Source organism: Saccharopolyspora erythraea (assembly GCF_018141105.1).
In the GTDB taxonomy this organism is placed as follows: Bacteria; Actinomycetota; Actinomycetes; order Mycobacteriales; family Pseudonocardiaceae; genus Saccharopolyspora_D; species Saccharopolyspora_D erythraea_A.
Genome location: NZ_CP054839.1, coordinates 7,102,732 through 7,122,734 on the forward strand (window position 1 = coordinate 7,102,732; position 20,003 = coordinate 7,122,734).

Below are 20,003 nucleotides of genomic sequence, written 5' to 3' on the forward strand. Positions count from 1 at the left end.
CATGCCAGGCATCGACGGCCCGGTAGGAGGTGTCGTGGTCGGCAACGCGCAGCGGCAGGTGCTTGTCACCGCCGAGCGGATCGTGACGGCGGCCGACGGCCGGGCCTCCCCCTACGCGTCCGGGCCGCGCCCCGCACTGCTGTTGCTCGACGAACGCGTCGTCGCCACCGGGGGCCTCGATGCACTGCGGGAACGTGCCCCGGAAGCGGAGCTCGTCGACCTCGGCGCCGCCACGGTCGTCCCGGGGTTCAACGACGCCCACCAGCACCCGACGATGACGGCGGCCAACCTGCGCGGCGTGGACCTGTCCACTGCGGACTCCGCCGACGGCATCCTCGGCGCGCTCCGCGAGCGTGCCCGCTCGGCCGACCCGGGCGAATGGGTTCTCGGCACCCGCTACGACCACGGGCGCGCCACCGGCGGCACCCCGCTGACCCGCTGGGACCTCGACGAGCTCGGCACGTCGCACCCGGTGCTGCTGATCAACGTCGGCGCGCACTGGGGTGTGCTGAACTCGGCGGGCCTGCGTGCGGCGGGGCTGTCCGACGACAGCGAGGACCCCGTCGGCGGCGAGCTCGTCCGCGACGCCGCGGGGCGGCTGACCGGTGTGGTCCACGAGCAGGCGTTGTTCGACCTGGCCTACCCGTCGCTGGCGCGGCGTCCCACGGTCCTGCCGCGGCAGGACACCGAGTCCGGACTGCGGCACCTCGAGCAGACGTTCCGGGCGCTGAACGCGGCAGGCATCACCAGCGTCGGCGACGCCATGGTCGGCCCGGACGAACTCGCCCTGCTCCAGGAGGCGCGCGTGCGCGGACGGCTGACCGCCCGGGTCAACGCCCTGCTGACCTACCCGCACGTCGACACCTTCCACGCCGCCGGGCTGCGCACCGGCTTCGGTGACCACTGGCTGCGCGTCGGCGGCGTCAAGGCGTTCGCCGACGGTGCCGTGGCCGGTGGGACCTGCCTGGTCGAGCAGCCGTTCGAGGGCACCGAGGACCACGGCATCCAGACGCTGAGCCAGGACGAGCTGGAGGAGCTGGCGCTGCGCGTCCACGGCGCGGGCAGCAGGCTGGCGATCCACGCCAACGGCGACCGCGCGATCCGGCTCGTGCTCACCGCCCTGGAGCGTGCTCGGGAACGGACACCGCGCCCCGGCCTGAGACACCGGATCGAGCACTGCTCGATCATCGACGACGACATCGTGGCGCGCATGAAGGCGCTCGACGCCATCGCGGTGCCCTTCGGCAGCTACGTCGCCTTCCACGGCGACAAGCTGCTCGACTACTACGGCGCCGACCGGCTGGAACGGATGTTCGCGCACCGCGGCCTGCTCGACGCGGGCGTGGCGGTGGCCGGCTCCAGCGACTTCCCCTGCGGGCCGTACGAACCGCTGGTCGCGCTGGCCAGCTGCGTCACCCGGCGGTCCACGGCAGGCCGGACGTCGGGCCGGGTGCTCGGCGGCTCGCAACGCATCACGCCGCTGGAGGCGCTGGCGCTCTACACGACCGGGTCCGCGCACGCGTCGGGCGAGGCGGAGCACAAGGGGCGGCTGCTGCCCGGCTACCTTGCGGACTTCGCGGTGCTGTCCGAAGACCCGCTGGAAGCGGACACGCACCGGCTCCCGGGAGTCGAGGTGCTCCAGACCTGGGTCGGCGGACGACCCGTGTGGCGACAGGACGACCCGAGCTGAGCCCGGATGCCGGAAACCGCAGGCCCGCAACCACGACGAGCGAGGAACGCAGGGCAGTCCACGGTGAGCAGGAGGTAACGATGTTCGAAGGCCGGAGATCGCTGTGGTGGCTGCTGGGGCCGGTGGTGCTCTACCTGCTGGCCCTGCCGCTTTACAACAGGGTCGATCCCGTGTTGCTCGGACTGCCCTTCTTCATGTTCTGGACGCTGATGGCGACCGTGCTCACGCCGGTGTGCATCTGGCTCGCCGCGCGCAGCGATCCACTGTGGGCAGCCGACCGCGACCGGGCGCGCGGAGCGGACGACGCGGGGGACGGCTCGGATGCTCCGGCCGACTCGGAAGGTGATGTCCGGTGAACGGCAACGCCACCGTCTCGGTCGGGATCTTCGCGCTGTTCATCGTCGCCGCCGTCGTGCTGGGGCTGCTGTCGCTGCGCGGGCGGGACAAGGCGAACCTGGCCGAGTGGTCGGTGGGAGGCCGCAGCCTCGGTGTCGTCCTGATCTTCGTGCTCATGGCGGGCGAGACCTACACGAGCTTCAGCTACCTGGGTGCGGCGGGCTGGGCCTACGACTACGGCATGCCGGTGTTCTACCTCGTCGCCTACCTGGCGATCGGCTTCGCCGTGGGTTACGTGGTCGGCCCGATCCTCTGGCACTACGCGCACCGCCACCACCTGCACAACATCACCGACATCACCGCGCACCGCTTCGACTCCCCGTGGCTCGGCGGGGCCGTCGCGGTGCTGACGACGGTGTTCCTGCTCCCCTACATCCAGCTCCAGATCACGGGCATGGGCGTGGTCGTCTCGACGATCAGCTACGGCACGATCAGCCTCGGCGTCGGCTACGTGGTCGCGTTCGTGGTGGCCGAGGCGTTCATCATCGCGTCCGGTCTGCGCGGCAGCGCCTGGGTCTCGATCCTCAAGGACGGCCTGGTGATCATCACGCTGGTGATCGTCTTCGTGTACGTGCCGCTGCACTACTTCGGCGGGTTCGGCCCGCTGCTCGACCGGCTGGTGGAAGAACGTCCGCGGTGGCTGGTGCTGCCGGGGCAGGGCAAGGAGTCGCTGGGCATGCTGTGGTTCGCCACCACCGGCCTGCTCAACGGCGTGGTCTACACGATCTTCCCGACGACCGTGGCCGGTTACCTGGGCGCCAAGAGCCCCGCCGTACTGCGGCGCAACGCGATCATCATGCCCTTCTACCAGGTGCTGCTGTTCGTCCCGATCCTGCTCGGCCTGGCCGCGGTCTTCGTCGTGCCCGGGCTCGGCGACTCGAACCTGGCGATGTTCGAGCTGGTCGTCGACTCGATGCCCGCCTGGCTGGTCGGCCTGGTCGGGGTGGCCGGAGCGCTGTCGTCGATCGTGCCGATGGCGGTGTTCATGCTGGTCATCGGGACGATGTGGGGCCGGTCGATCCTCGGCGCCCACCCACGCACGGCACCGCACCAGAAGCGGCTGTCGCAGCTGGTCACGTTCCTGGTCGGGCTCCTCGCGCTGGTCTTCACCTTCGCCTCGCCGACGACCTTGGTGCAGCTTTCGGTGCTTTCCTACCAGGGCCTCGCGCAACTGCTGCCCGTCGTGCTGGTGGGGCTGCTGTGGCGGCGGATGTCCACGGCGGGCGCGGCGTCGGGCCTGGCCGCGGGGGTGGCCGTGGTGGCGGTGCTGGTGGTGAGCGGCAACGATCCCCTGCTCGGGATCAACGCCGGGCTGCTCGGCCTGGTGGTCAACTTCGCGGTGAACGTGGCGGTGAGCCTGGCCCGGCCCGCCGACACCCCGGCCGACCGCCTCGCGGTCCCCGAACCCCGCGAAGCGGCCTCGGTTCGGGTGTGAGGCCGCCGTGGGTGGGTCAGCCCCAGGTGGGGGCGGCCTCTTCGGCGTCGGAGCGTTCGAGCACGGCGTTCCCGCCGATGTCGACCGGCCCCTCGGCGGATACCGGGCGGGCGGTCGGGAACCACCGCCTCCCGATGGCAATCGCCGCGTCCATCAGGGCGCCGACGTGTTCGAACGAGTAGGGGGACAAGCCGATCACCGACGGCGCGGGCATGACGTACAGCTCGCACTTCGACGCGTTGACCTGCATGTCCAGTCGCGCCGCCGCGACCATGGCGGCACCCAGAGCGGCGCCGTTGACACCGGTGATCGACTTCGGCGGGGTCTGCGGCGGCGGCCACGTGGCCACCGTGCCGACACCGCGCCTGCGCCGGTCGAACTCGAACGGCTCGCTGCCGCCGCACGGCAGGACGTAGACCCGCTCGGCACCCTGTTCGACGGCCCGGCTGATGGGCATGAACGCGGCGGGACCACCGTCCACCAGCCACCGGCCGCCCACCTTGATCGGCGGGAACATCCCGGGGATCGAGCAGGACGCCACGAGCGCGGGCAGCGCCGGACCGCGCTCGAAGTAGACGGCCTCGCCGCTGTCGACGTCGGTCGCCGTGACCGTCAGCGGGATCCGGGCGTCCTCCAGCCTCCGGTACGGCAGGGTCTGGTACAGCCAGCGGGCGAGCCCGCGGTTGCTGATCAGGTGGTTGGTGAGGCCGAGCTTGCCGGCGAGGATGCGCAGCGGCTGGATGGCGAACACGTCAGAGCGCCGCATCGACAGCCACACCTCGCGCAGCTTCTCCGCGCCGCGGGCAGTGGGGTCGCCCGCCAGCCACGCCGCGTTCAGGGAACCGACCGACGTGCCGAGGACCGCGTCAGGCGCCTCCCCCGCTTCGAACAGTGACGTCACAAGGCCGGCCTGAATCGCCCCGAAGGTGGAGCCGCCCGGCAGAACCCACGCCGTCCGCATCCGCACGGTCCTCTCTGCTCGTCCTCCCCACCGAGGCTAGCCGCGCTCCGCGGTTCCGGTGGTCAGGCGTCGCCCGGGTCACCTCGACGGCGCCCGCGTTTCACCTCGCCCCGGTGCTTCTTGCCCGCGAGTCTGCGGTGCTGCGAGGCACGCGTGGGCTTGGTCGGCCGCCGCTTGCGCGGCGGGGGCGCGACGGCCTCGGCGAGCAGCGCAGCCAGGCGCTCACGCGCGGCCTGCCGGTTGGCCAGTTGTGAGCGGTGTTCGGATGCGGCGATGGTGACGACGCCGTCGACCAGCCGGTGGCCGAGCCGCTCCACCGCCCTGTGGCGCAGGTCGTCGGGCAGCGAGGGCGTGCGGGCGAGGTCGAAGGACAGCTCCACGCGGGAGTCGGTGGTGTTCACGCCCTGACCACCGGGTCCGGAGGACCGGGAGAAGCGTTCGAACAGCTCGGCGGCCGGGATCGCCAACCGCCGAGTGACGGGCAGGTCGTCGGCCATACCCCAAGCATGCCCCACGGGAGGGTCGGCAGAGGCCGGTGGGGAGAGATGGCAGGGGCTTCCCGCGGGTCACACGGGCACCGGCGCCGGGGACAGCCAGTCGGCGAGTGCGCGCGCACGCCGCCGCGCACGCACCGACGACGCCAGCAGCCGCAGCGTTTCGGCGGTGTCGTCCCAGCTCATGCACGCGTCGGTGATGCTCTGGCCGTACGTCGGACAACGGCCCGCGACGACATCCTGCCGTCCCGCGACGAGGAAGCTCTCCAGCATTACGCCCCGGATCGCGGTCTCGCCAGCGGCGACCCGGGCACCGATGTCGGCAGCCACCTGCTTGGCGTCGATCACCACGCGGCTCGGCAGCTCGGCGGCGCCGAGCAGAGCCGACAACCGCGCGACGGACTCCGGCCCGTGGTTCGGCCCATCCGCACCGCCACGCAGGACGACGTGCACATCGGGGTTGCCGGAGCTCCGGACCAGGTCGACCGAGCCCTGCTCGCCCACCGCGGCGAACGCGTGCGGGGCCGCCGCCGCGAGCACCGCGTCCACCGCGACCCGCAACGATCCCCCGGTCCCGTTCTTCCCGTGCACCACGCGCCCCCTGCCACCCCGATCGGCACCCATCGGTTCCCCTCTCCAGAGGCGACGACCGAGAAGTTAGCCTAACCTAACTTCAACCCGGCGCGTGGGACCGAGCGGTGCACCGTTGATCAGGCGGTGCCCGGTTCTCATCCCGTCGACCTGGCGCCAGCCCGATCAGACCGGGTCAAGGGGGGCACCCCTGATGCCAACCGCAGGCTGCCTCGAAAACCGGCCCCCTTGACGCGGTCTGATAGCCCTCGTGGAGGTCGACGGGATGAGAACCGCCAACCGCCCCACCGCAAGATGCCTCGAAAACCCACTCATCCCGGAGACCTGCCGGGGGCTTGGGGGCGGCGAGCGCCCCAGAAACCACCCACCCAAAGCGACCCGCAAAGCCAGGGTGAGTACGTCGAAAACTCCCGCGCCCCCGCTCTGAAGGTGAGCCGCCAGCCCTGCTGGATGCGTCGAAAACCCACGCGCCCCCACCCTCAAAGTGAGCCGCCAGCCCTGCTGGATGCGTCGAAAACCCACGCGCCCCCGCCCTAAAGGTGACCCGCCAGCATTAGCCGTTGCCCCGAAACCCCCACCCCACCGTCCCTCCTCGCCCTACTCCGCCGGCCGCCACCCTTCGACCCCGCCGGGAACGGGGGCGTCGTGGGAGTAGGGCGTGCGGGTGAAGATGAAGGTGTTCAGGTCGAGGTGGGTGGGTGTGCCGTTCTCGTCGCAGCCGATGCGCAGAGGCTCGCCCGCGTAGTAGCCGTCCAGGCCGGTCCACGTTCCGTCGCCGTTCGGGCGGAAGCGGGAGGCGCGGCCCTTGCCCTGCCAGGGCGCCAGGTCGAGCAGTCCGTCCGGCAGGACGCGGAGCACGTGGGGCGAGGGTCCCCAGTACCACTGCCCGGTCAGTTCGAGCAGGTCGACGTCGATGTCGGTCCGGGGTTCCCAGGGTTCGGGGATGCGCGGCTCGTGGTGGCCGAGGATGTCCAGCAGGTCGAGCGCCAGGGCCGAGCCGACGCCCGCCGTCGTGTTCGCCATGAACACCACGCCGGTGTTGTCGGCCGGGTCCATCAGCATGGTGGCGAGGAACCCGGGCATGGAGCCGGTGTGCCCGGCCAGGCGGCGGCCGCCGTGCCGGAAGAGCTGGAGCCCGAGACCGAATCCGCCGCGCCACTCGTTGCCGTCGTCCACCGCTCCCGGGGCGCGCATCTCGGCGACCGTGTCCGGGTGCAGCACCTCGGCGGTGTCGCCGTTGACGAAGCGCAGCCAGCGCGCCATGTCGTCGACGGTGGACCAGAGCTGGCCTGCCGGGGCCATGGCGCCGGCGTCCTCCGCCGGTTCGGGCATGAGCACGTCCGCCCACGGGTGCACGGCCCAGCCCTCCGCGTGCGGTGCCTCCGGAGCGAGGGTCGTGCGGTTCATGCCCAGCGGCTCCAGGATCTCCGCCCGCATTGCCTCCGCCCAGCTCGTGCCGCGCGACCTCGCCACCAGTTCGCCCAGCACGCCGAAGCCGACGTTGGAGTAGTGGAAGGTGTGCCGGGGAGCCGGCCGGAGCGCGTCGTCGTCGATCGTCGACAGCAGGTCCTCCGCGCTGCCGCCGGGGGTGCGCTCCCACCACGGGCCCGCGGGCTCGGCGGTCAGGCCGCTGGAGTGGGTGAGCAGCTCGGTGATGCTGCGGTTGCCGATCGAGGTGCCGGGCACGTGGTCGTCGAGCTTGTCGGCGAGGTCCAGCCTGCCCTCGTCGCGCAGCCGCATCACCAGCACCGCGATGAAGGTCTTGGTGATCGAGCCGACGCGGTACTGCGTGTCCGAGGTGGGGGCGGCGTCACCGATCCGCCCCCTGGTTCCCACCCAGATCGTCCGGCCGTCGCGGACCAGTCCCGCGATCAGCGAAGGAACGCGCCCTTCGCGCTGTTCCACTGCCAGGCGCCGCAGCAGCGCGCGCTCGGTCGTAGGGAGCAAGCTCGTCAACATGCCGCCATGCTTTCACGATGTGGACGGCGTCCTCGATCGACAGCCTTGCCATCCGGGGGACGCCGCGTAGCCTCTGAACTGCCGATGGTTCATCACCTCCGAGAGGTCCCGGGTGTGATGAGGCAGGAGGGAACCCGGTGCGAGCCCGGGGCCGCCCCGCAGCGGTGAGGCCTGCCACCGAAGTCCACGCGACGCGTGCGCATGGTCCGAGGTCTTGCGGGAGGACCGGACGTGCATCGCCGTCCGATCAGCGCTGGGTTCTCGCGCCCGCGAGGAGTGTGCTTTGACCAGCAGGATCGGATCAACCGTGCTCGGCCACCCGCGAATCGGCCCGCGCCGGGAACTCAAGCGCGCGCTGGAGAGCTACTGGGCGTCGCGGAGCACCGAGGCGGAGCTCAGGGAAGTCGCGCGTTCGCTGCGCGCCGGCACGTGGCGGGAACTGGCCGGCGCCGGGCTGGACTCGGTGCCGGGCAACACCTTCTCCTACTACGACCAGGTGCTCGACACCGCCGTGACGTTCGGTGCGGTCCCCCGCCGGTTCGCCGAGCTGGGTCTCGGGCGGCTGGACACCTACTTCGCCATGGCACGCGGGGTGGAGTCCACGCCGCCACTGGAGATGACCAAGTGGTTCGACACCAACTACCACTACCTGGTGCCGGAGATCGGGCCCGGCACGGCCTTCGCGCTCGCCGACCGGACCGCCGTCGAGGACTACCGCGAAGCGGCGGCGGACGGGGTCGGCACGCGACCCGTCGTCGTGGGCCCGCTGACGTTCCTCCTGCTGTCCAAGTCCGCTGAGGACGCGCCGAAGTCGTTCCGCCCGCTGGACAAGCTCGACGAGCTCGTCCAGTGCTACGCCGAGCTGCTCGCCGAGCTGCACGACGCCGGAGCCGGATGGGTCCAGCTCGACGAACCGGCGTTCGCCGCCGACCGCGCTCCCGAGGAGCTGGAGCTGCTGCGCGGCGCCTACCGGACGCTCTCGCGGCTCGATCGGCGCCCGAAGATCCTGGTGGCGACCTACTTCGGCGACCCGGGGGACGCGCTGGCGACGCTGGCTTCCACCGACGTCGAGGGAATCGCCGTCGACCTGGTCAGCCATCCATCCATTGTGGACAAGCTGGCCCAGGTGGACGAGTTGCGCTCCAAGACCTTGGTGGCGGGTCTGGTCGACGGCCGCAACGTTTGGCGCACCGACCTGGACGCCGCACTCGGCACGGCGGCCACCCTGCTGGGCGTCGCGGGCGAGGTGGCGGTCAGCACCTCGTGCTCCCTGCTGCACGTGCCCTACGACGTCGCCTCCGAAGCGGACCTCGACCCGAAGGTCCGGCCCTGGCTGGCGTTCGCGAAGCAGAAGGCCGCCGAGGTCGTCACCCTCGGCCGCGCGCTGCGCGAGGGGCACGACTCGGTCGCCGACGAGCTGACCGCCGCGCGCAACGCCGTCCAGGACCGCAGGACCTCCGAGCGGCTGCGCGACGACCGGGTGCGCGGACGGCTGGAAGCGCTCAGCGCGGGCAGCTACCGCCGAAGCCCGTACGAGGCGCGCCGCACCGCCCAGCGGCGGGCGCTGGGCCTGCCTCCGCTGCCGACCACGACCATCGGGTCCTTCCCGCAGACCCCTGACGTGCGCAAGGCACGCGCCGCCCTGCGCACCGGCTCCATCGACCAGGCCGCCTACGACCAGCGGATGCTGGAGGAGATCAGCCGGGTCGTCGCCCTCCAGGAAGCGCTCGGCCTGGACGTGCTCGTACACGGCGAGCCCGAGCGCAACGACATGGTGCAGTACTTCGCCGAGCACATGGACGGCTTCGTCAGCACCCAGAACGGCTGGGTGCAGTCCTACGGATCGCGCTGCGTGCGGCCCCCGATCCTCTTCGGCGACGTGTCGCGCCCGGAGCCGATCACGACGCGGTGGGCCGAGCAGGCGCAACGGCTGACCGAGAAGCCGGTGAAGGGCATGCTCACCGGTCCGGTCACCATCCTCGCCTGGTCCTTCGTGCGCGACGACCAGCCGCTCTGCGAGACCGCCGAGCAGGTCGCGCTGGCCATCCGCGACGAGGTGCGCGACCTGGAGGCCGCCGGCATCCGCGTGATCCAGGTGGACGAACCCGCGCTGCGGGAACTGCTGCCGCTGCGCGCCGAACAGCACGAGGACTACCTCGACTGGGCGGTGAACTCGTTCCGGCTAGCCACCTCGGGCGTCGCCGACCGCACCCAGATCCACACCCACCTGTGCTACTCGGAGTTCGGCGAGGTGATCGACGCGATCGTCGCACTCGACGCCGACGTCACCAGCATCGAGGCCGCGCGCTCGCGCATGGAGGTCCTCGACGACCTCAACGCCGTCGGGTTCGGGCGGGGCGTCGGTCCCGGCGTCTACGACATCCACTCCCCGCGCGTGCCGAGCACGGAGGAGATCGAGGGGCTGCTCGCCGCCGCCCTCCGGTCGGTGCCCGCCGAACGCCTGTGGGTCAACCCCGACTGCGGGCTGAAGACCCGCGGCTACACCGAGGTGGAGCCCGCGTTGCGGAGCATGGTCGATGCGGCGGCCCGCGTGCGCGCCGACCTGGCCTGATCCGCGCGAGGTACCCACCGGCGACGTGCTCAGCCGGGCCTCAGAAAACCTTGGCAAGATGGGCGCGTGAACGCAGAGCGCGATCGAGTGGACGTCCGCGGCGTGGTCGGCTTCGTCGCCATCGCCTACCTCCCGGCATGGCTGATGACGCTCCCCCTGTGGCTGACCGGCCAGGGCCTGACCTGGGCGTGGTCGCCGCTGGTGCTCGTCGCCATGATGTTCATGCCCGCCGTGGCGGCCCTCGTGGTGAACAGGTGGATCAGCCCGCGTCCGAAACCGCTGCGCGCCACCGGACTCACGAACCCGGGGGGGATCAGGAAGTGGTGGCGCTACGCGCTGCTGGCGTGGCTCGCCCCGCCCGTCACCATGTTCGTGGCGCTGGTCGTCGGCTACATGCTCGGTTTCTACGAGGCGGACTGGACCGGCTTCTCCGGCCTCGCCGAGCAACTCCAGGGCGGCGTCGTCGGCTCCGCGCCCCAGGCGGCGGGCACCCTGGCGCTCGGCCAGATCGCGCAGGTCTTCCTGCTCGGCTGGCTCAACGTGATCCCGGCCCTCGGCGAGGAGCTCGGCTGGCGCGGCTACCTGGTGCCTGCGCTGCTGCCGCTCGGGCAGCCGGGGGCGCTGCTCACCAGCGGCGTGCTCTGGGGCCTGTGGCACGCGCCGGTGCTCGTGCTCGGCTACAACTACCCGACCGTGCCGGTGGTCGTGTCGTTCATCATGATGACCTGCTTCTGCGTGCTGGTGGGCGTGCTGCTGAGCTGGCTCCGGCTCGCCAGCGGCAGCGTGTGGCCTGCGGCCATCGCGCACGGCTTCCTCAACGCCTCTGCCGGTCTCGCGCTGGTCTTCAGCGCGGCGGGACACCCGGTCGACAACGTCTCCACGGGCCTGCTCGGCTGGACCGGCTGGCTCGTCCTGGCTCTGCTCATCCTGACCCTGGTGATGTTCGACAAGCTGCCCGTCCACCTCCAGCAGCCGAAGGAGGAGGGCATCACCCGAGGCGTCCAGCGCCGCAGCCGCCGATGACTCCTCGATGTCTTCGCGCAGATCACGCAGGTAGTCGGTGAGCTGGAGCCCGGCCCTCGCGTGAACCGCGCAGCTCCGTGCCGTGCGTGGATGCGCCTTGTCGCAGCTCCCGCGTATTCGGCGGCGAACTCCGCAGTGCGTTTGCCCCGCAACCGTTCTGCCCGCACACGGCGTCGACGTAGCGCCGCAGGTCCGCGTAGGTCGGGTAGTGCGTGACGCGCAGATCGGTCGCGATGGTGGCGGCCACCCCGAAATCTCCGCTCCGAACGCGAAGCGGGGGTCTTCCCGCCTCTGGCGGAAAGACCCCCGCGAACTCCCGGGAACGCCCCTTACCTCGGGGGAGCCGCCGGCGGCGGCGCCGGGGAACCCGGCAGCGGCGCGGGCGGCAAGCCCTCGTGGATCCTCGTCATGGCGTCGAACCAGGTGCGGGCAGGCACCTTGCCGCCGTAGATGTTGCCGCCGTGCTTGCCGCACAGGTACGGCGGTGCGTCACCGCCGCCGTCGCAGATGCCCTCCGGGCTGTTGCCGTCGGCGTAGGTCAGCACCGCGCCGGCCATCTGCGGGGTGGCCGCCAGGAAGCCCGCCGACTTGTGCTCCTGCGTCGTACCGGTCTTGCCGATCATCGGCCGGTTCCAGCCGACCGCCTGGGCGGCCTGGCGGGAGGTGCCGTCGGTGTCGTCCTTGCTCATGCCCTGCGCCAGCTGGTTGGCGACGTGCGGTGCGATCGCCTGCTCGCAGGCGCCTTCGTTGAGCGGCACGATGTTGCCGTTGCGGTCCTTGACCTCTTCCAGCGGCGTCGGCGGGCAGTAGACGCCGTCGCTCATGATCGTCGCCGCGACGTTGGAGAGCTCCAGCACGCTGGTCGGGGTGTAGCCCAGGGTGAACGCGCCCCGGTTGCCCTTCTTGATCACCTCTGCCTGCGACGGGCCGTTCGAGCCGTCGTCCTTGAGGGTCTGGCCGCTGGAGTTCACGCCCGTCATGCCGTGCCGCAGACCGAGGCGAGCGGCCATGTCGACGACGTTGCTGAGCCCCGCCCGTTCCTGCAGCGCGACGAACGCGGTGTTCGGCGACGTCGCCAGCGCCATCTGGAGCGTCCGCGGTCCGGGCTGCACGCCGTCGGCGTTGCCGACGGTGTAGGGCGCGGTGCCGTTCTTGTAGACGCGCGAGGTGTAGGACGGCGGGACGTCGATGACGTCGTACGGGCTCATACCCTGCTCCATGGCCGACGCCGCCGTGAACACCTTGTAGATCGAGCCCGCACCGAACGGCTGGACCCGGCTGACGATGTCGTAGGCGCTCTGGCCCTTGCTCAGGTCGTTGCCGAAGTCGCGGTTGGCGACCAGCGCCCGCACCTTGTGCTTGTCCTTGCCCGGCTCCACGACCGACATCACGTTCGCGATGCCCTCGGTCTGGGTCGGGACCTGCTTCTGGGCCGCTTGCTTGGCCGCGTCGCTGGACTTGCGGTCGAGCGTGGTGCGGACCGTGTAACCGCCGGTCTTGAGGTCCTCGGACTCGATCCCGAGCCGATCCAGGTAGTCCTTGACGTAGCTGCAGAAGAAGCCGTCGGTGGTGCCGTCGCCGAGGCCGACGCAGCCGTTCGGCGGGCGGCCGAGCGGGGACATCACACCGAGCGGCTCCTTCTTGGCGCGCTCGGCGTCCTGCGGGGTGATGCGGATGTTGTTGTTCGGGTCGGCCATCAGGTCGATCACCAGGTTGCGGCGGGCCATCGCGTCGGCCGGGTTGCTGTTGGGGTTCAGCGAACCGGGCTGGTTGACGATGGCGGCGAGCAGCGCGGACTGGGCGATCGTCAGCTTGTCCGGGCTGGTGCCGAAGTAGGTCTGGGCGGCGGCGCCGACGCCGAAGGTCTGGTTGCCGAACGGCACCACGTTGAGGTATCCGGTGAGGATCTCCTCCTTGGTCATGGTGCGTTCCAGCTCGACGGCGATCTTGGCCTCGCGCAGCTTGCGCGCGATGGTGGTCTCCTTGGCCTTCTCGGCGTCCATCTCGGTCTGCGCGACGACGTGCACCAGGTAGTTCTTGACGTACTGCTGGGTGATCGTGGACGCGCCCTGCGCGGTCTCACCGCTGCTGACGTTGGTCGCCAGCGCGCGCATGGTGCCCTGCCAGTCGACCCCGCCGTGGTCCCAGAACCGCTTGTCCTCTACGGCGGTGATGGCCGCCTTCATGGTGTCGGGGACCTGTTCCGGGGGCGTCTCGACCCGGTAGTCCTTGAAGAAGTAGGCGATCGGGTCGCCGTCCTTGTCGGTGACGGTCGACACCTGCGGCATGTCGCGCTGCGCGAGCGAACTCGACATCCTGGACATGGCATCCGTGGCCTGGTTCACCACCGCGCCCGCGCCGGTGGCCAGCGGCATCATCAGGCTCGCCACCAGGACCCCCGCGAGCACGCACAGGCCGAACATCTTCAGTAGTACGCCGCTGCGCACGCCAGCCCCAATCATCAAGTGTCACGCGACTTGATCGCCGAACGCGGTCCGCGGGCGGCCACCGATGCCCACCTCGCCGATCGCACACCGAATCCGCAGGGAAAACACCCGCGACGCCCGCCCCGGCGGGATCGTCGGCATTCGCTTCTCCAGTAGTCGGTTCAATGCGTTGATATCACACCGGTGGAAGACGCCTTCCCGCGCCGAACGGTTCGCCGGCCGCCCGGGCGGGATCCGCGGGCTCCTCTTTCTCCGACGCGCCACCGGCGACGAGGTTGCCCGTCTCCTGGTTCCGATTCCGCATCGCGTGCGAAACCGGATCACTACACTTGGTCACCGAGTCCGGATCCGCTTGACCGCACGCTGGAGGACCTATGACCGACCCGTTCATGGACGCGCTCGCGACCGCCCTCGCGGGTCAGGCGGTGACCGCGCTCGGCGCCGCCGGCACCAAGGCGCTGGCGAAGGTCCGCGAACTCCTGCGGCGGCGGTCGGACCGGGACCCCGAGACGGTGGCCGCGCTCGAGGCGGCCGAGGGCCCGGACGCCGGCGCGCCGCAGATCAAGGCGCTCGCCGAGCGGCTGGACCGGGTCTCCCAGGAGGACCCGGACTTCGGCGAGGAGCTGCGCGCCGAAGGCGCGCCCATCCACAACGACATCACCGCGAGCGAGAACAGCGTGGTGAACGTCAACCACGGCAACGTGGACAAGCTCATCCAGAGCCGCGAGATCCACGGCGGGATCACGTTCAACTGAGGCCGGGCCGCTTCGGTGAGGCCGGGCCGCTTCGGCCGATGCCGGGCCCGCGCACCGGCGCGGGCCCGGCGTGACATCGGACACGCCGGGCGGGTTCAGCCCGCTCGGCGGTCGGCCTCGTCCAGCTCGGCGAGGTACCTGTTGTACTCGGCCATCACCGGATCCTCGTCGTCGTCGACCGGCGGCGCCGGGGGCGGGACGAGGGGACGCCGCCGGCGCTTCCCGGCGGCCTGCTCCGCGCTCGCAGCCGCGGCACCCGAGATACTGGACGCCGCTCCAGGTGCCGTTCCGGCGTCCGGGAGGGCGGGCGCGGCTTCGGCCACCTTGTACATGCGCGCCACGCGGACCCACAGGAAGATCGTGAACGCCCCGAACAGCGGCCACATCAGCGCGTAACCGAGGTTCTGCGCGCTTCCGCCCGCCTCGTGCGCACGGTCCCACTGCCACCGGGCGAGGAAGCCGGTGGCGATGGCGGCCGCGAGGAACAGCAGGTGCAGCAGCAGCCATCGCGGTGTCAACAGGCTGCGGTTCACACCCAGGATTCTAGGTGCTCCGAAGCGGGTGCGGCGGCCAGGTGCTCGGGCACGGCCCCGGCGGGCGGCCCGTCAGGCCGAGGTACTAGGCGCCGTTCGCAGGCTGCCCGCAGTCCCGCACCGGTTCCGCCACGGGCAGTCCCCTGGCCTCCAGCAGCCGGCGCAGGCGCGCCGGGTAGTCGGTGATCAATCCGTCTACGCCCATGTCGATCAGCGCGTTCATCGTGGCTTCGTCGTTCACCGTCCACGGCACGACGGCCAGGCCCGCGCGGTGCGCCTCCTCGACGAGCTCCGGCGTGGTGAACGGCACGTAGCCGGGGTCGCCGACCGCACCGCCCTGCGGTTCACCGTGCAGCGGTGACAGGGCGGCTGCTCCGAAGGTCCGCACCGCGCGCACCGGGCTGCCGCCGAAGTCGTCGATGTCCAGGCCGCCCAGCCACGGCGACGCCCCTGGCCGGCCGACCTCCAGGAACTTCGGCTCGGTGAGCGCGACCACGGGCAGCCGCGGCTCGACCTGCCGCATCAGCCGCAGCGCACCCCAGTCGAAGCTCTGGACCGTGACGCGTCCGAGCATCCCGGCCCGGCGGACCTGCTCGGCGACGACCCGCACGAACTGCTCGCGCGGGGCCGTCTCGTGCGGGGCGGCGGCCTCCACCTTCGTCTCGATGTTGAAGCGGACGTCGTGGGCGCGGCAGGCGCGGACGAGGGCGAAGACCTCGCGCAGCGTCGGCATGCGCGCCCCGGGCGCGGGCTGCTGCTCCGGGTAGTCCGGGTGGGTCCGAGAACCGCAGTCCAGCGTGCGGACCTGCGCGAAGGTGAGGTCCTTGACGTAGGAGCCCGCGTACGGGAACTGCGGGTCACCCGGGAACGCGGGGGCGGTGTCCAGGCACTTCCCGGGCTTGATCTGCCGGTCGTGGGTGACCACCTCGCGTCCATCGGCGGTGATCTGCACGTCCAGCTCGAGCGTCGTGACACCGATCCGCATGGCGTTGGCGAACGCAGGGAGCGTGCCCTCCGGGTAGTGGGCGATGCCGCCGCGATGCGCCTGGAGGTCGAAGCCCGGCGCGTGCCCGGGAGGTCCGGCGGCCGCGGGCGCGACGATGCCCGCCGACAGCGCGACCGACACCAGCAGGGAACTCACCGCGCGCAGCGACTTCGATCTCATGGGCGGCAGGCTGCCAGCTCCGGCCGTCGCGCGGGCGTGCACCAGGTTGCGGTGCGGCGACGCTTCGGCATCGAGCGCCGACGCGGGATCACCGCGAACGGGCTTTACCCCGCTGGTCGACGATCGCGAGGGAGGTGAACACCAGCACCACCGCCGCCATGGTGCCGAAGGTCGTCGGGTAGTCGGTGGCCGTCACCAGCACCCCGAAACCGACCGCGCCGATGCCGTTGCCCGCGTCGTAGGCGATGTTCCACGCCGTGCTGGCCGCGCCCGAATCCGCCCGCTCGAACATCATCACCAGCGTGACGTTCTGGACCGCGCCGAAGCCGGCGCCGAGCGCGAAGGCCCCGGCGACGGCGACGGCCGTCGCACCGGCCGACGCCAGCGCGATCGCGGCCGTGCCGACTCCGGCCAGCACCACGCTCGGCACGACCACCAGCCTGCCTCCGAACCGGTCGCCGACCTGACCGGCGAGCCAGCGCCCGGCCACGGTCGCGAGACCGAACGCCAGCAGGGCGGGCGTCACCGCCCACGCCGTGATCGCCAGCGGCAGGAACGCCACCAGGCCGCCTGCCGCCGTCGCGACCACGCACATGACCAGCCACGGCGAGAGCAGCGTGACCGGGAAGGTGCGCGCGGCGGCAGGGCCGGCCTCGGGTCTGCGCACGGGCGCGATCCAGAAGACCGCCGCGGTCATGGCGACCGGCAGCGCCGCGGCGATCCAGAACAGCGGTACGAAGCCGATGTTCTGGGCCAGCCACACCCCGGCGGGCAGGAAGACCACGTTCGGCAGCCCGACCGACAGGCCGTAGAGCCCGGCCGCGCGCCCCCGCACCGCCACCGGCACCAGCTCGGCGACCAGCGCGCTGCCCGCGACCGTGAGCAGCCCGAAGCCGATCCCGCGCAGGCCGGAGACCGCCAGCAGCGCCCACATCTCCTTCGAGACCGCGAACAGCGGGGTCGGCAGGCCGATCAGCAGCGTGCCCGCGCCCAGCGCGACGCGGTGCCCGACCCGCCGCAGCAGCCACGGCATCGCGAGCTGGGTCAGCACGGTGACCAGCATGAACACCGCGTTGGTCGCGCCGGCGGCGATCTCGCCCGCGCCACCGACGACGGCCCACAGCGGCACCACCGGCAGCAGCAGCACGTAACCGGCGAAACCGCCCAGCACCGCCAGCAGCATCAGCAGGAACGACCGCCCGCGCAACGGGTTCGCGGCGCGGCGGTCGGATACGACTCGCACGGCTACTTCATACGTGCGGAGGACGTCCGTTGTCGAACGGTCGTACCAGTCCGGCCGAGCGGATGCGTTCCGGCAGGTCCGATGCCCGTGAAAACGCCACGGCCGGACGATTGTGGAACGGTGCCGGGTCGGTTTGGCTGGCGGTGATCACCACCCGGAGCCGAGGGAGAACCGAATGCGTCGACTACGAGCGCTGACGTTGGCGACCATCGTCGCGGGCACCGCCTTCACCGCCCCCGCCGCGGCGACCGCCCCGCCCGCCGAGCCGTGCAGCGAGGAGCCGCGCGAGAACCCGGTCACCGAGTTCACCAGCTACGACGAGATGCTGGTCGAGCTCGGCCGCATCGAGCGGGTCAGCCGCGGCAGGGTCGCAGTCGAGACCGCGGGCGAGTCCAACCGGGGTCGCGACCTGGTGACCGCTCGCGTCGGCGACGGCCCCGAGGTCGTGCTGATCACCGCCGAGATCCACGGCAACGAGAAGACCGGCCCGGACGCCGTCCTGCACCTGCTGGACTTCCTCGGCACCTCCGAGTCCCCGAAGGCGCGGCAGATCCGCTCCGAGCTGACCGTCGTGGCGATGCCCAAGATCAACCCCGACGCGGGCGCGCTCGACCGGCGCGGCAACGACATGACGTGGGAGGAGGCCAAGCTCCGCCACCCGCAGCTCGCGAGCGCCCCGTCGCCGTGGAACTACTACACCGGTTCGTCCCAGGGCGACGACTACTCGCAGCAGCCCGGCTTCGACGTCAACCGCGACTACAACCCGGATCTGGACTACCGGCCGCACCCCCAGGACTTCCCGGGCGCCAGCGACCGGCCCGGCTGGTTCCTGAGCCCGGAGACCAGCACCGTGCGCGACGTCTACCGCGGGCTGCAACGCGAGTTCGGCGGCGTGGACAGCTACATCGACCTGCACCACCAGGGCGCCTGCTACACCGTCCCGGGCACCGGCCGGTTCGTGACGATGAGCCTGTCCGGCAAGTTCGTGGCCGACCCGGCGGCGCCCGGTTCGCCCTACGCCGCCTACGCCGACGGTTTCCGGCTCGACTACTCCAAGCAGCTCAACGTCGCCGCCTACAACGCCTTGCAGGCGGCGGCGAACCAGAACCCGGCCTTCGGTGACATCACGCTCTACCCGCAGGACATCGACCTGCCCGGCACCGGGCTCGGCACCTTCCAGCTCAACGGCAGCGGCGCCGTGCTGTTCGAGGTGCGCGGGCAGACGCAGACGCTCGGTGAACGCCACCGGGAGATGCTGACCAGGACGGTGGAGATCGGCCTCGACGGCATCCTGGCCTCGGTGTCCAGCGGGCAGGTGCACAACCTCGACCCGGCCGCCTACGACCGGATCCCGCCGACCGACCGCGACCAGACGCGGGGCACGATCACCGAGATCGAGGACTGACCGCCGGACGGCCGCGACCGGCAGGCTCGCGGCCGCTCCGCTTCCCGCGCGACTGCTTCCGATGATCACCTGCTGGCGCACTCACCCGCCGGGGCAGCCGGGCCACCCCGGGGCTGGACGGCCCTTGGCTCTGTTTCACAAAGCGGCGGAGCCGCTTGCGGTGTGGGACTCAGCGCGACCACCCGCGGGTTCTCAGCCGTCTTCTCGCGAGGACAGCTTCGACGCCGCGTTCGGACATACGTCAGTCGGAGATCCCGAAGTGAGAAGGCGGCTGAGGTTCCGCCAAGCGCCCACTCACGCAAGCCACATCAGAAACACGTCCTAATCGGTCAGCTCGTCGAGCATGCGCTGCGCGTCGGCCAACTCCTGCTGGAGCTGTTCGACGCGGGCACGCTGCTGTTCGCGCGCGGCGTCGATCAGCGGCTCGACCGCGTCGGCGACCTCGTCGTGCAGGGCCTTCGCCGCCTGCGCCACGGCGGAGGCCGGCACCGCCATCGGCCGCAGCACCCGCTTCTTGCCGGTGCTGACCTCGACGCTCCACTGCCCCGCCTGGTCGGCCGTCAGCGTCACGGTGGCCTCGGTGGGCTGGCGCTGCTTGCGCCGCGCACCGGTGCTCGAGGTGCCGGACGAAGACGGCTTCGCGGCGGTGCCGGACGAACCAGCCCCACCGGAGCCGCCGGAACCTGCCCCGGAAGTGCGCGAAGCGCCGGAACCCGCGGTGCCCTGACCCGCCGACGACCGCCCGGACGCAGCACCGCCCGACGGCGAGGACGCCGCCGGGGTGCTCGCCACGGCGCCGGTCGAGCCCGAAGCAGAGCCCGGCGCCGAGCCAGAAGCCTTCGCCGAACCCGAGCCAGAAGCGGAACCCGCACCGGAACCCTTCCCGGAGCCGGAACCCGACGCCGCCCCGGCGCCGGAAGCCGAACCCGAGCCGCTGCGCGACCGGCCCCGGGACCCGGTGGAGTCGTCCGAGCGCTTGCGCGGTGGCTTGACCATCGTCACCTCACCGACGGAGAAGGACAGCACGTCCTTCGATCCTGCCGGACGGACCTGGATGAAGTCGCCTTCGGCAGGCTCGTCGAGTGCGACGACCTTGCCGGAACGCCCCTCCTGGACGCCCACCGCGGCCGGGGTGAACCACACCGTGGGGGTCTCGCCCGCGGCGAGCTGCTCCCGCAGACCGCGGACCTCGTCGGACGACAGCGCACGGGCCTGAGACATCGGTGCCCCTAGCTCAACGGGATGTCCCGGTCTTGCCCGGGTGCCGCGCGACGCGCACCGGCCGGGACGGATTCGACAGTGACACCGGCACTATATCGAACGCCCGTGCGAAG

General features: G+C 71.5%; 16 protein-coding genes. 7 read left to right on the plus strand and 9 right to left on the minus strand.

Going from position 1 to position 20,003, the window contains the following annotated elements:
* The first annotated feature begins 1 nt into the window (after position 1).
* The 3 genes from HUO13_RS31760 (at position 2) to HUO13_RS31770 (ending at position 3,521) form a co-directional block, all read left to right on the plus strand.
* Complete coding sequence (locus HUO13_RS31760; RefSeq protein ID WP_249124221.1) at positions 2-1,690, plus strand: amidohydrolase; 1,689 nt, start codon at positions 2-4, stop codon at positions 1,688-1,690.
* 80 nt (positions 1,691-1,770) lie between these two features.
* Complete coding sequence (locus HUO13_RS31765) at positions 1,771-2,046, plus strand: DUF3311 domain-containing protein (protein WP_211898603.1); 276 nt, start codon at positions 1,771-1,773, stop codon at positions 2,044-2,046.
* Positions 2,043-3,521, plus strand: coding sequence for a sodium:solute symporter family protein (locus HUO13_RS31770; RefSeq protein WP_211898604.1), 1,479 nt, complete (start codon positions 2,043-2,045; stop codon positions 3,519-3,521). The genes HUO13_RS31765 and HUO13_RS31770 overlap by 4 nt, the downstream gene beginning before the upstream one ends.
* Before the next feature lie 16 nt (positions 3,522-3,537).
* On the opposite strand, the gene HUO13_RS31775 is transcribed toward HUO13_RS31770, so the two are convergent.
* The 4 genes from HUO13_RS31775 to HUO13_RS31790 form a co-directional block, all read right to left on the minus strand.
* Positions 3,538-4,482: a patatin-like phospholipase family protein gene (locus HUO13_RS31775; RefSeq protein ID WP_211898605.1), complete on the minus strand. Its 945-nt coding sequence runs from the start codon at positions 4,480-4,482 to the stop codon at positions 3,538-3,540.
* A 62-nt stretch (positions 4,483-4,544) separates the two neighbouring features.
* On the minus strand, positions 4,545-4,979 hold the full coding sequence (arfB, locus tag HUO13_RS31780; protein WP_211898606.1) for an alternative ribosome rescue aminoacyl-tRNA hydrolase ArfB: 435 nt from the start codon (positions 4,977-4,979) through the stop codon (positions 4,545-4,547).
* Between the two features lie 69 nt (positions 4,980-5,048).
* Positions 5,049-5,600 (minus strand): 3-deoxy-7-phosphoheptulonate synthase, encoded by a 552-nt coding sequence (locus HUO13_RS31785; RefSeq protein ID WP_249124223.1) that lies wholly within the window; start codon positions 5,598-5,600, stop codon positions 5,049-5,051.
* 564 nt (positions 5,601-6,164) lie between these two features.
* Entirely contained in the window at positions 6,165-7,526 is a 1,362-nt protein-coding gene (locus tag HUO13_RS31790) for a serine hydrolase domain-containing protein (RefSeq protein WP_211898607.1), read from the minus strand.
* A gap of 283 nt (positions 7,527-7,809) precedes the next feature.
* Here HUO13_RS31790 and metE point away from each other — a divergent pair, with 283 nt between their 5' ends.
* Both metE and HUO13_RS31800 read left to right on the plus strand, forming a co-directional pair.
* The gene (gene metE, locus HUO13_RS31795; protein WP_211898608.1) at positions 7,810-10,098 is read left to right on the plus strand and encodes a 5-methyltetrahydropteroyltriglutamate--homocysteine S-methyltransferase; all 2,289 of its coding nucleotides are present in this window, start codon (positions 7,810-7,812) and stop codon (positions 10,096-10,098) included.
* A 66-nt stretch (positions 10,099-10,164) separates the two neighbouring features.
* A complete protein-coding gene (locus HUO13_RS31800; RefSeq protein ID WP_249124224.1) occupies positions 10,165-11,121 on the plus strand; it encodes a CPBP family intramembrane glutamic endopeptidase in 957 nt (318 codons plus the stop codon).
* A gap of 329 nt (positions 11,122-11,450) precedes the next feature.
* Here HUO13_RS31800 and HUO13_RS31805 read toward each other — a convergent pair whose 3' ends face one another.
* On the minus strand, positions 11,451-13,583 hold the full coding sequence (locus tag HUO13_RS31805; protein ID WP_249124225.1) for a transglycosylase domain-containing protein: 2,133 nt from the start codon (positions 13,581-13,583) through the stop codon (positions 11,451-11,453).
* A gap of 359 nt (positions 13,584-13,942) precedes the next feature.
* Here HUO13_RS31805 and HUO13_RS31810 point away from each other — a divergent pair, with 359 nt between their 5' ends.
* On the plus strand, positions 13,943-14,323 hold the full coding sequence (locus tag HUO13_RS31810) for a hypothetical protein (protein WP_211898609.1): 381 nt from the start codon (positions 13,943-13,945) through the stop codon (positions 14,321-14,323).
* 95 nt (positions 14,324-14,418) lie between these two features.
* On the opposite strand, the gene HUO13_RS31815 is transcribed toward HUO13_RS31810, so the two are convergent.
* From HUO13_RS31815 to HUO13_RS31825, 3 genes are all read right to left on the minus strand, one after another.
* Positions 14,419-14,856 (minus strand): hypothetical protein, encoded by a 438-nt coding sequence (locus HUO13_RS31815; protein ID WP_211898610.1) that lies wholly within the window; start codon positions 14,854-14,856, stop codon positions 14,419-14,421.
* 85 nt (positions 14,857-14,941) lie between these two features.
* A complete protein-coding gene (locus tag HUO13_RS31820) occupies positions 14,942-16,021 on the minus strand; it encodes a glycerophosphodiester phosphodiesterase (RefSeq protein ID WP_211898611.1) in 1,080 nt (359 codons plus the stop codon).
* An 88-nt stretch (positions 16,022-16,109) separates the two neighbouring features.
* The gene (locus HUO13_RS31825) at positions 16,110-17,264 is read right to left on the minus strand and encodes an MFS transporter (RefSeq protein WP_211898612.1); all 1,155 of its coding nucleotides are present in this window, start codon (positions 17,262-17,264) and stop codon (positions 16,110-16,112) included.
* Between the two features lie 175 nt (positions 17,265-17,439).
* On the opposite strand from HUO13_RS31825, the gene HUO13_RS31830 reads away from it, so the two are divergent.
* Positions 17,440-18,669: a M14 family zinc carboxypeptidase gene (locus tag HUO13_RS31830; RefSeq protein WP_211898613.1), complete on the plus strand. Its 1,230-nt coding sequence runs from the start codon at positions 17,440-17,442 to the stop codon at positions 18,667-18,669.
* A 321-nt stretch (positions 18,670-18,990) separates the two neighbouring features.
* On the opposite strand, the gene HUO13_RS31835 is transcribed toward HUO13_RS31830, so the two are convergent.
* Positions 18,991-19,890: a DUF6319 family protein gene (locus tag HUO13_RS31835; protein WP_211898614.1), complete on the minus strand. Its 900-nt coding sequence runs from the start codon at positions 19,888-19,890 to the stop codon at positions 18,991-18,993.
* Positions 19,891-20,003: the final 113 nt, after the last annotated feature.

Excerpts from the sequence above, each read along its gene's own strand:
- HUO13_RS31760 (WP_249124221.1), top strand. The coding sequence starts at position 2 with ATGCCAGGCATCGACGGCCCGGTAGGAGGTGTCGTGGTCGGCAACGCG.
- HUO13_RS31765 (WP_211898603.1), top strand. The coding sequence starts at position 1,771 with ATGTTCGAAGGCCGGAGATCGCTGTGGTGGCTGCTGGGGCCGGTGGTG.
- HUO13_RS31775 (WP_211898605.1), bottom strand. The coding sequence starts at position 4,482 with ATGCGGACGGCGTGGGTTCTGCCGGGCGGCTCCACCTTCGGGGCGATT.
- arfB (WP_211898606.1), bottom strand. The coding sequence starts at position 4,979 with ATGGCCGACGACCTGCCCGTCACTCGGCGGTTGGCGATCCCGGCCGCC.
- HUO13_RS31785 (WP_249124223.1), bottom strand. The coding sequence starts at position 5,600 with ATGGGTGCCGATCGGGGTGGCAGGGGGCGCGTGGTGCACGGGAAGAAC.
- HUO13_RS31790 (WP_211898607.1), bottom strand. The coding sequence starts at position 7,526 with ATGTTGACGAGCTTGCTCCCTACGACCGAGCGCGCGCTGCTGCGGCGC.
- HUO13_RS31805 (WP_249124225.1), bottom strand. The coding sequence starts at position 13,583 with ATGATTGGGGCTGGCGTGCGCAGCGGCGTACTACTGAAGATGTTCGGC.
- HUO13_RS31810 (WP_211898609.1), top strand. The coding sequence starts at position 13,943 with ATGACCGACCCGTTCATGGACGCGCTCGCGACCGCCCTCGCGGGTCAG.
- HUO13_RS31820 (WP_211898611.1), bottom strand. The coding sequence starts at position 16,021 with ATGAGATCGAAGTCGCTGCGCGCGGTGAGTTCCCTGCTGGTGTCGGTC.
- HUO13_RS31830 (WP_211898613.1), top strand. The coding sequence starts at position 17,440 with ATGCGTCGACTACGAGCGCTGACGTTGGCGACCATCGTCGCGGGCACC.
- HUO13_RS31835 (WP_211898614.1), bottom strand. The coding sequence starts at position 19,890 with ATGTCTCAGGCCCGTGCGCTGTCGTCCGACGAGGTCCGCGGTCTGCGG.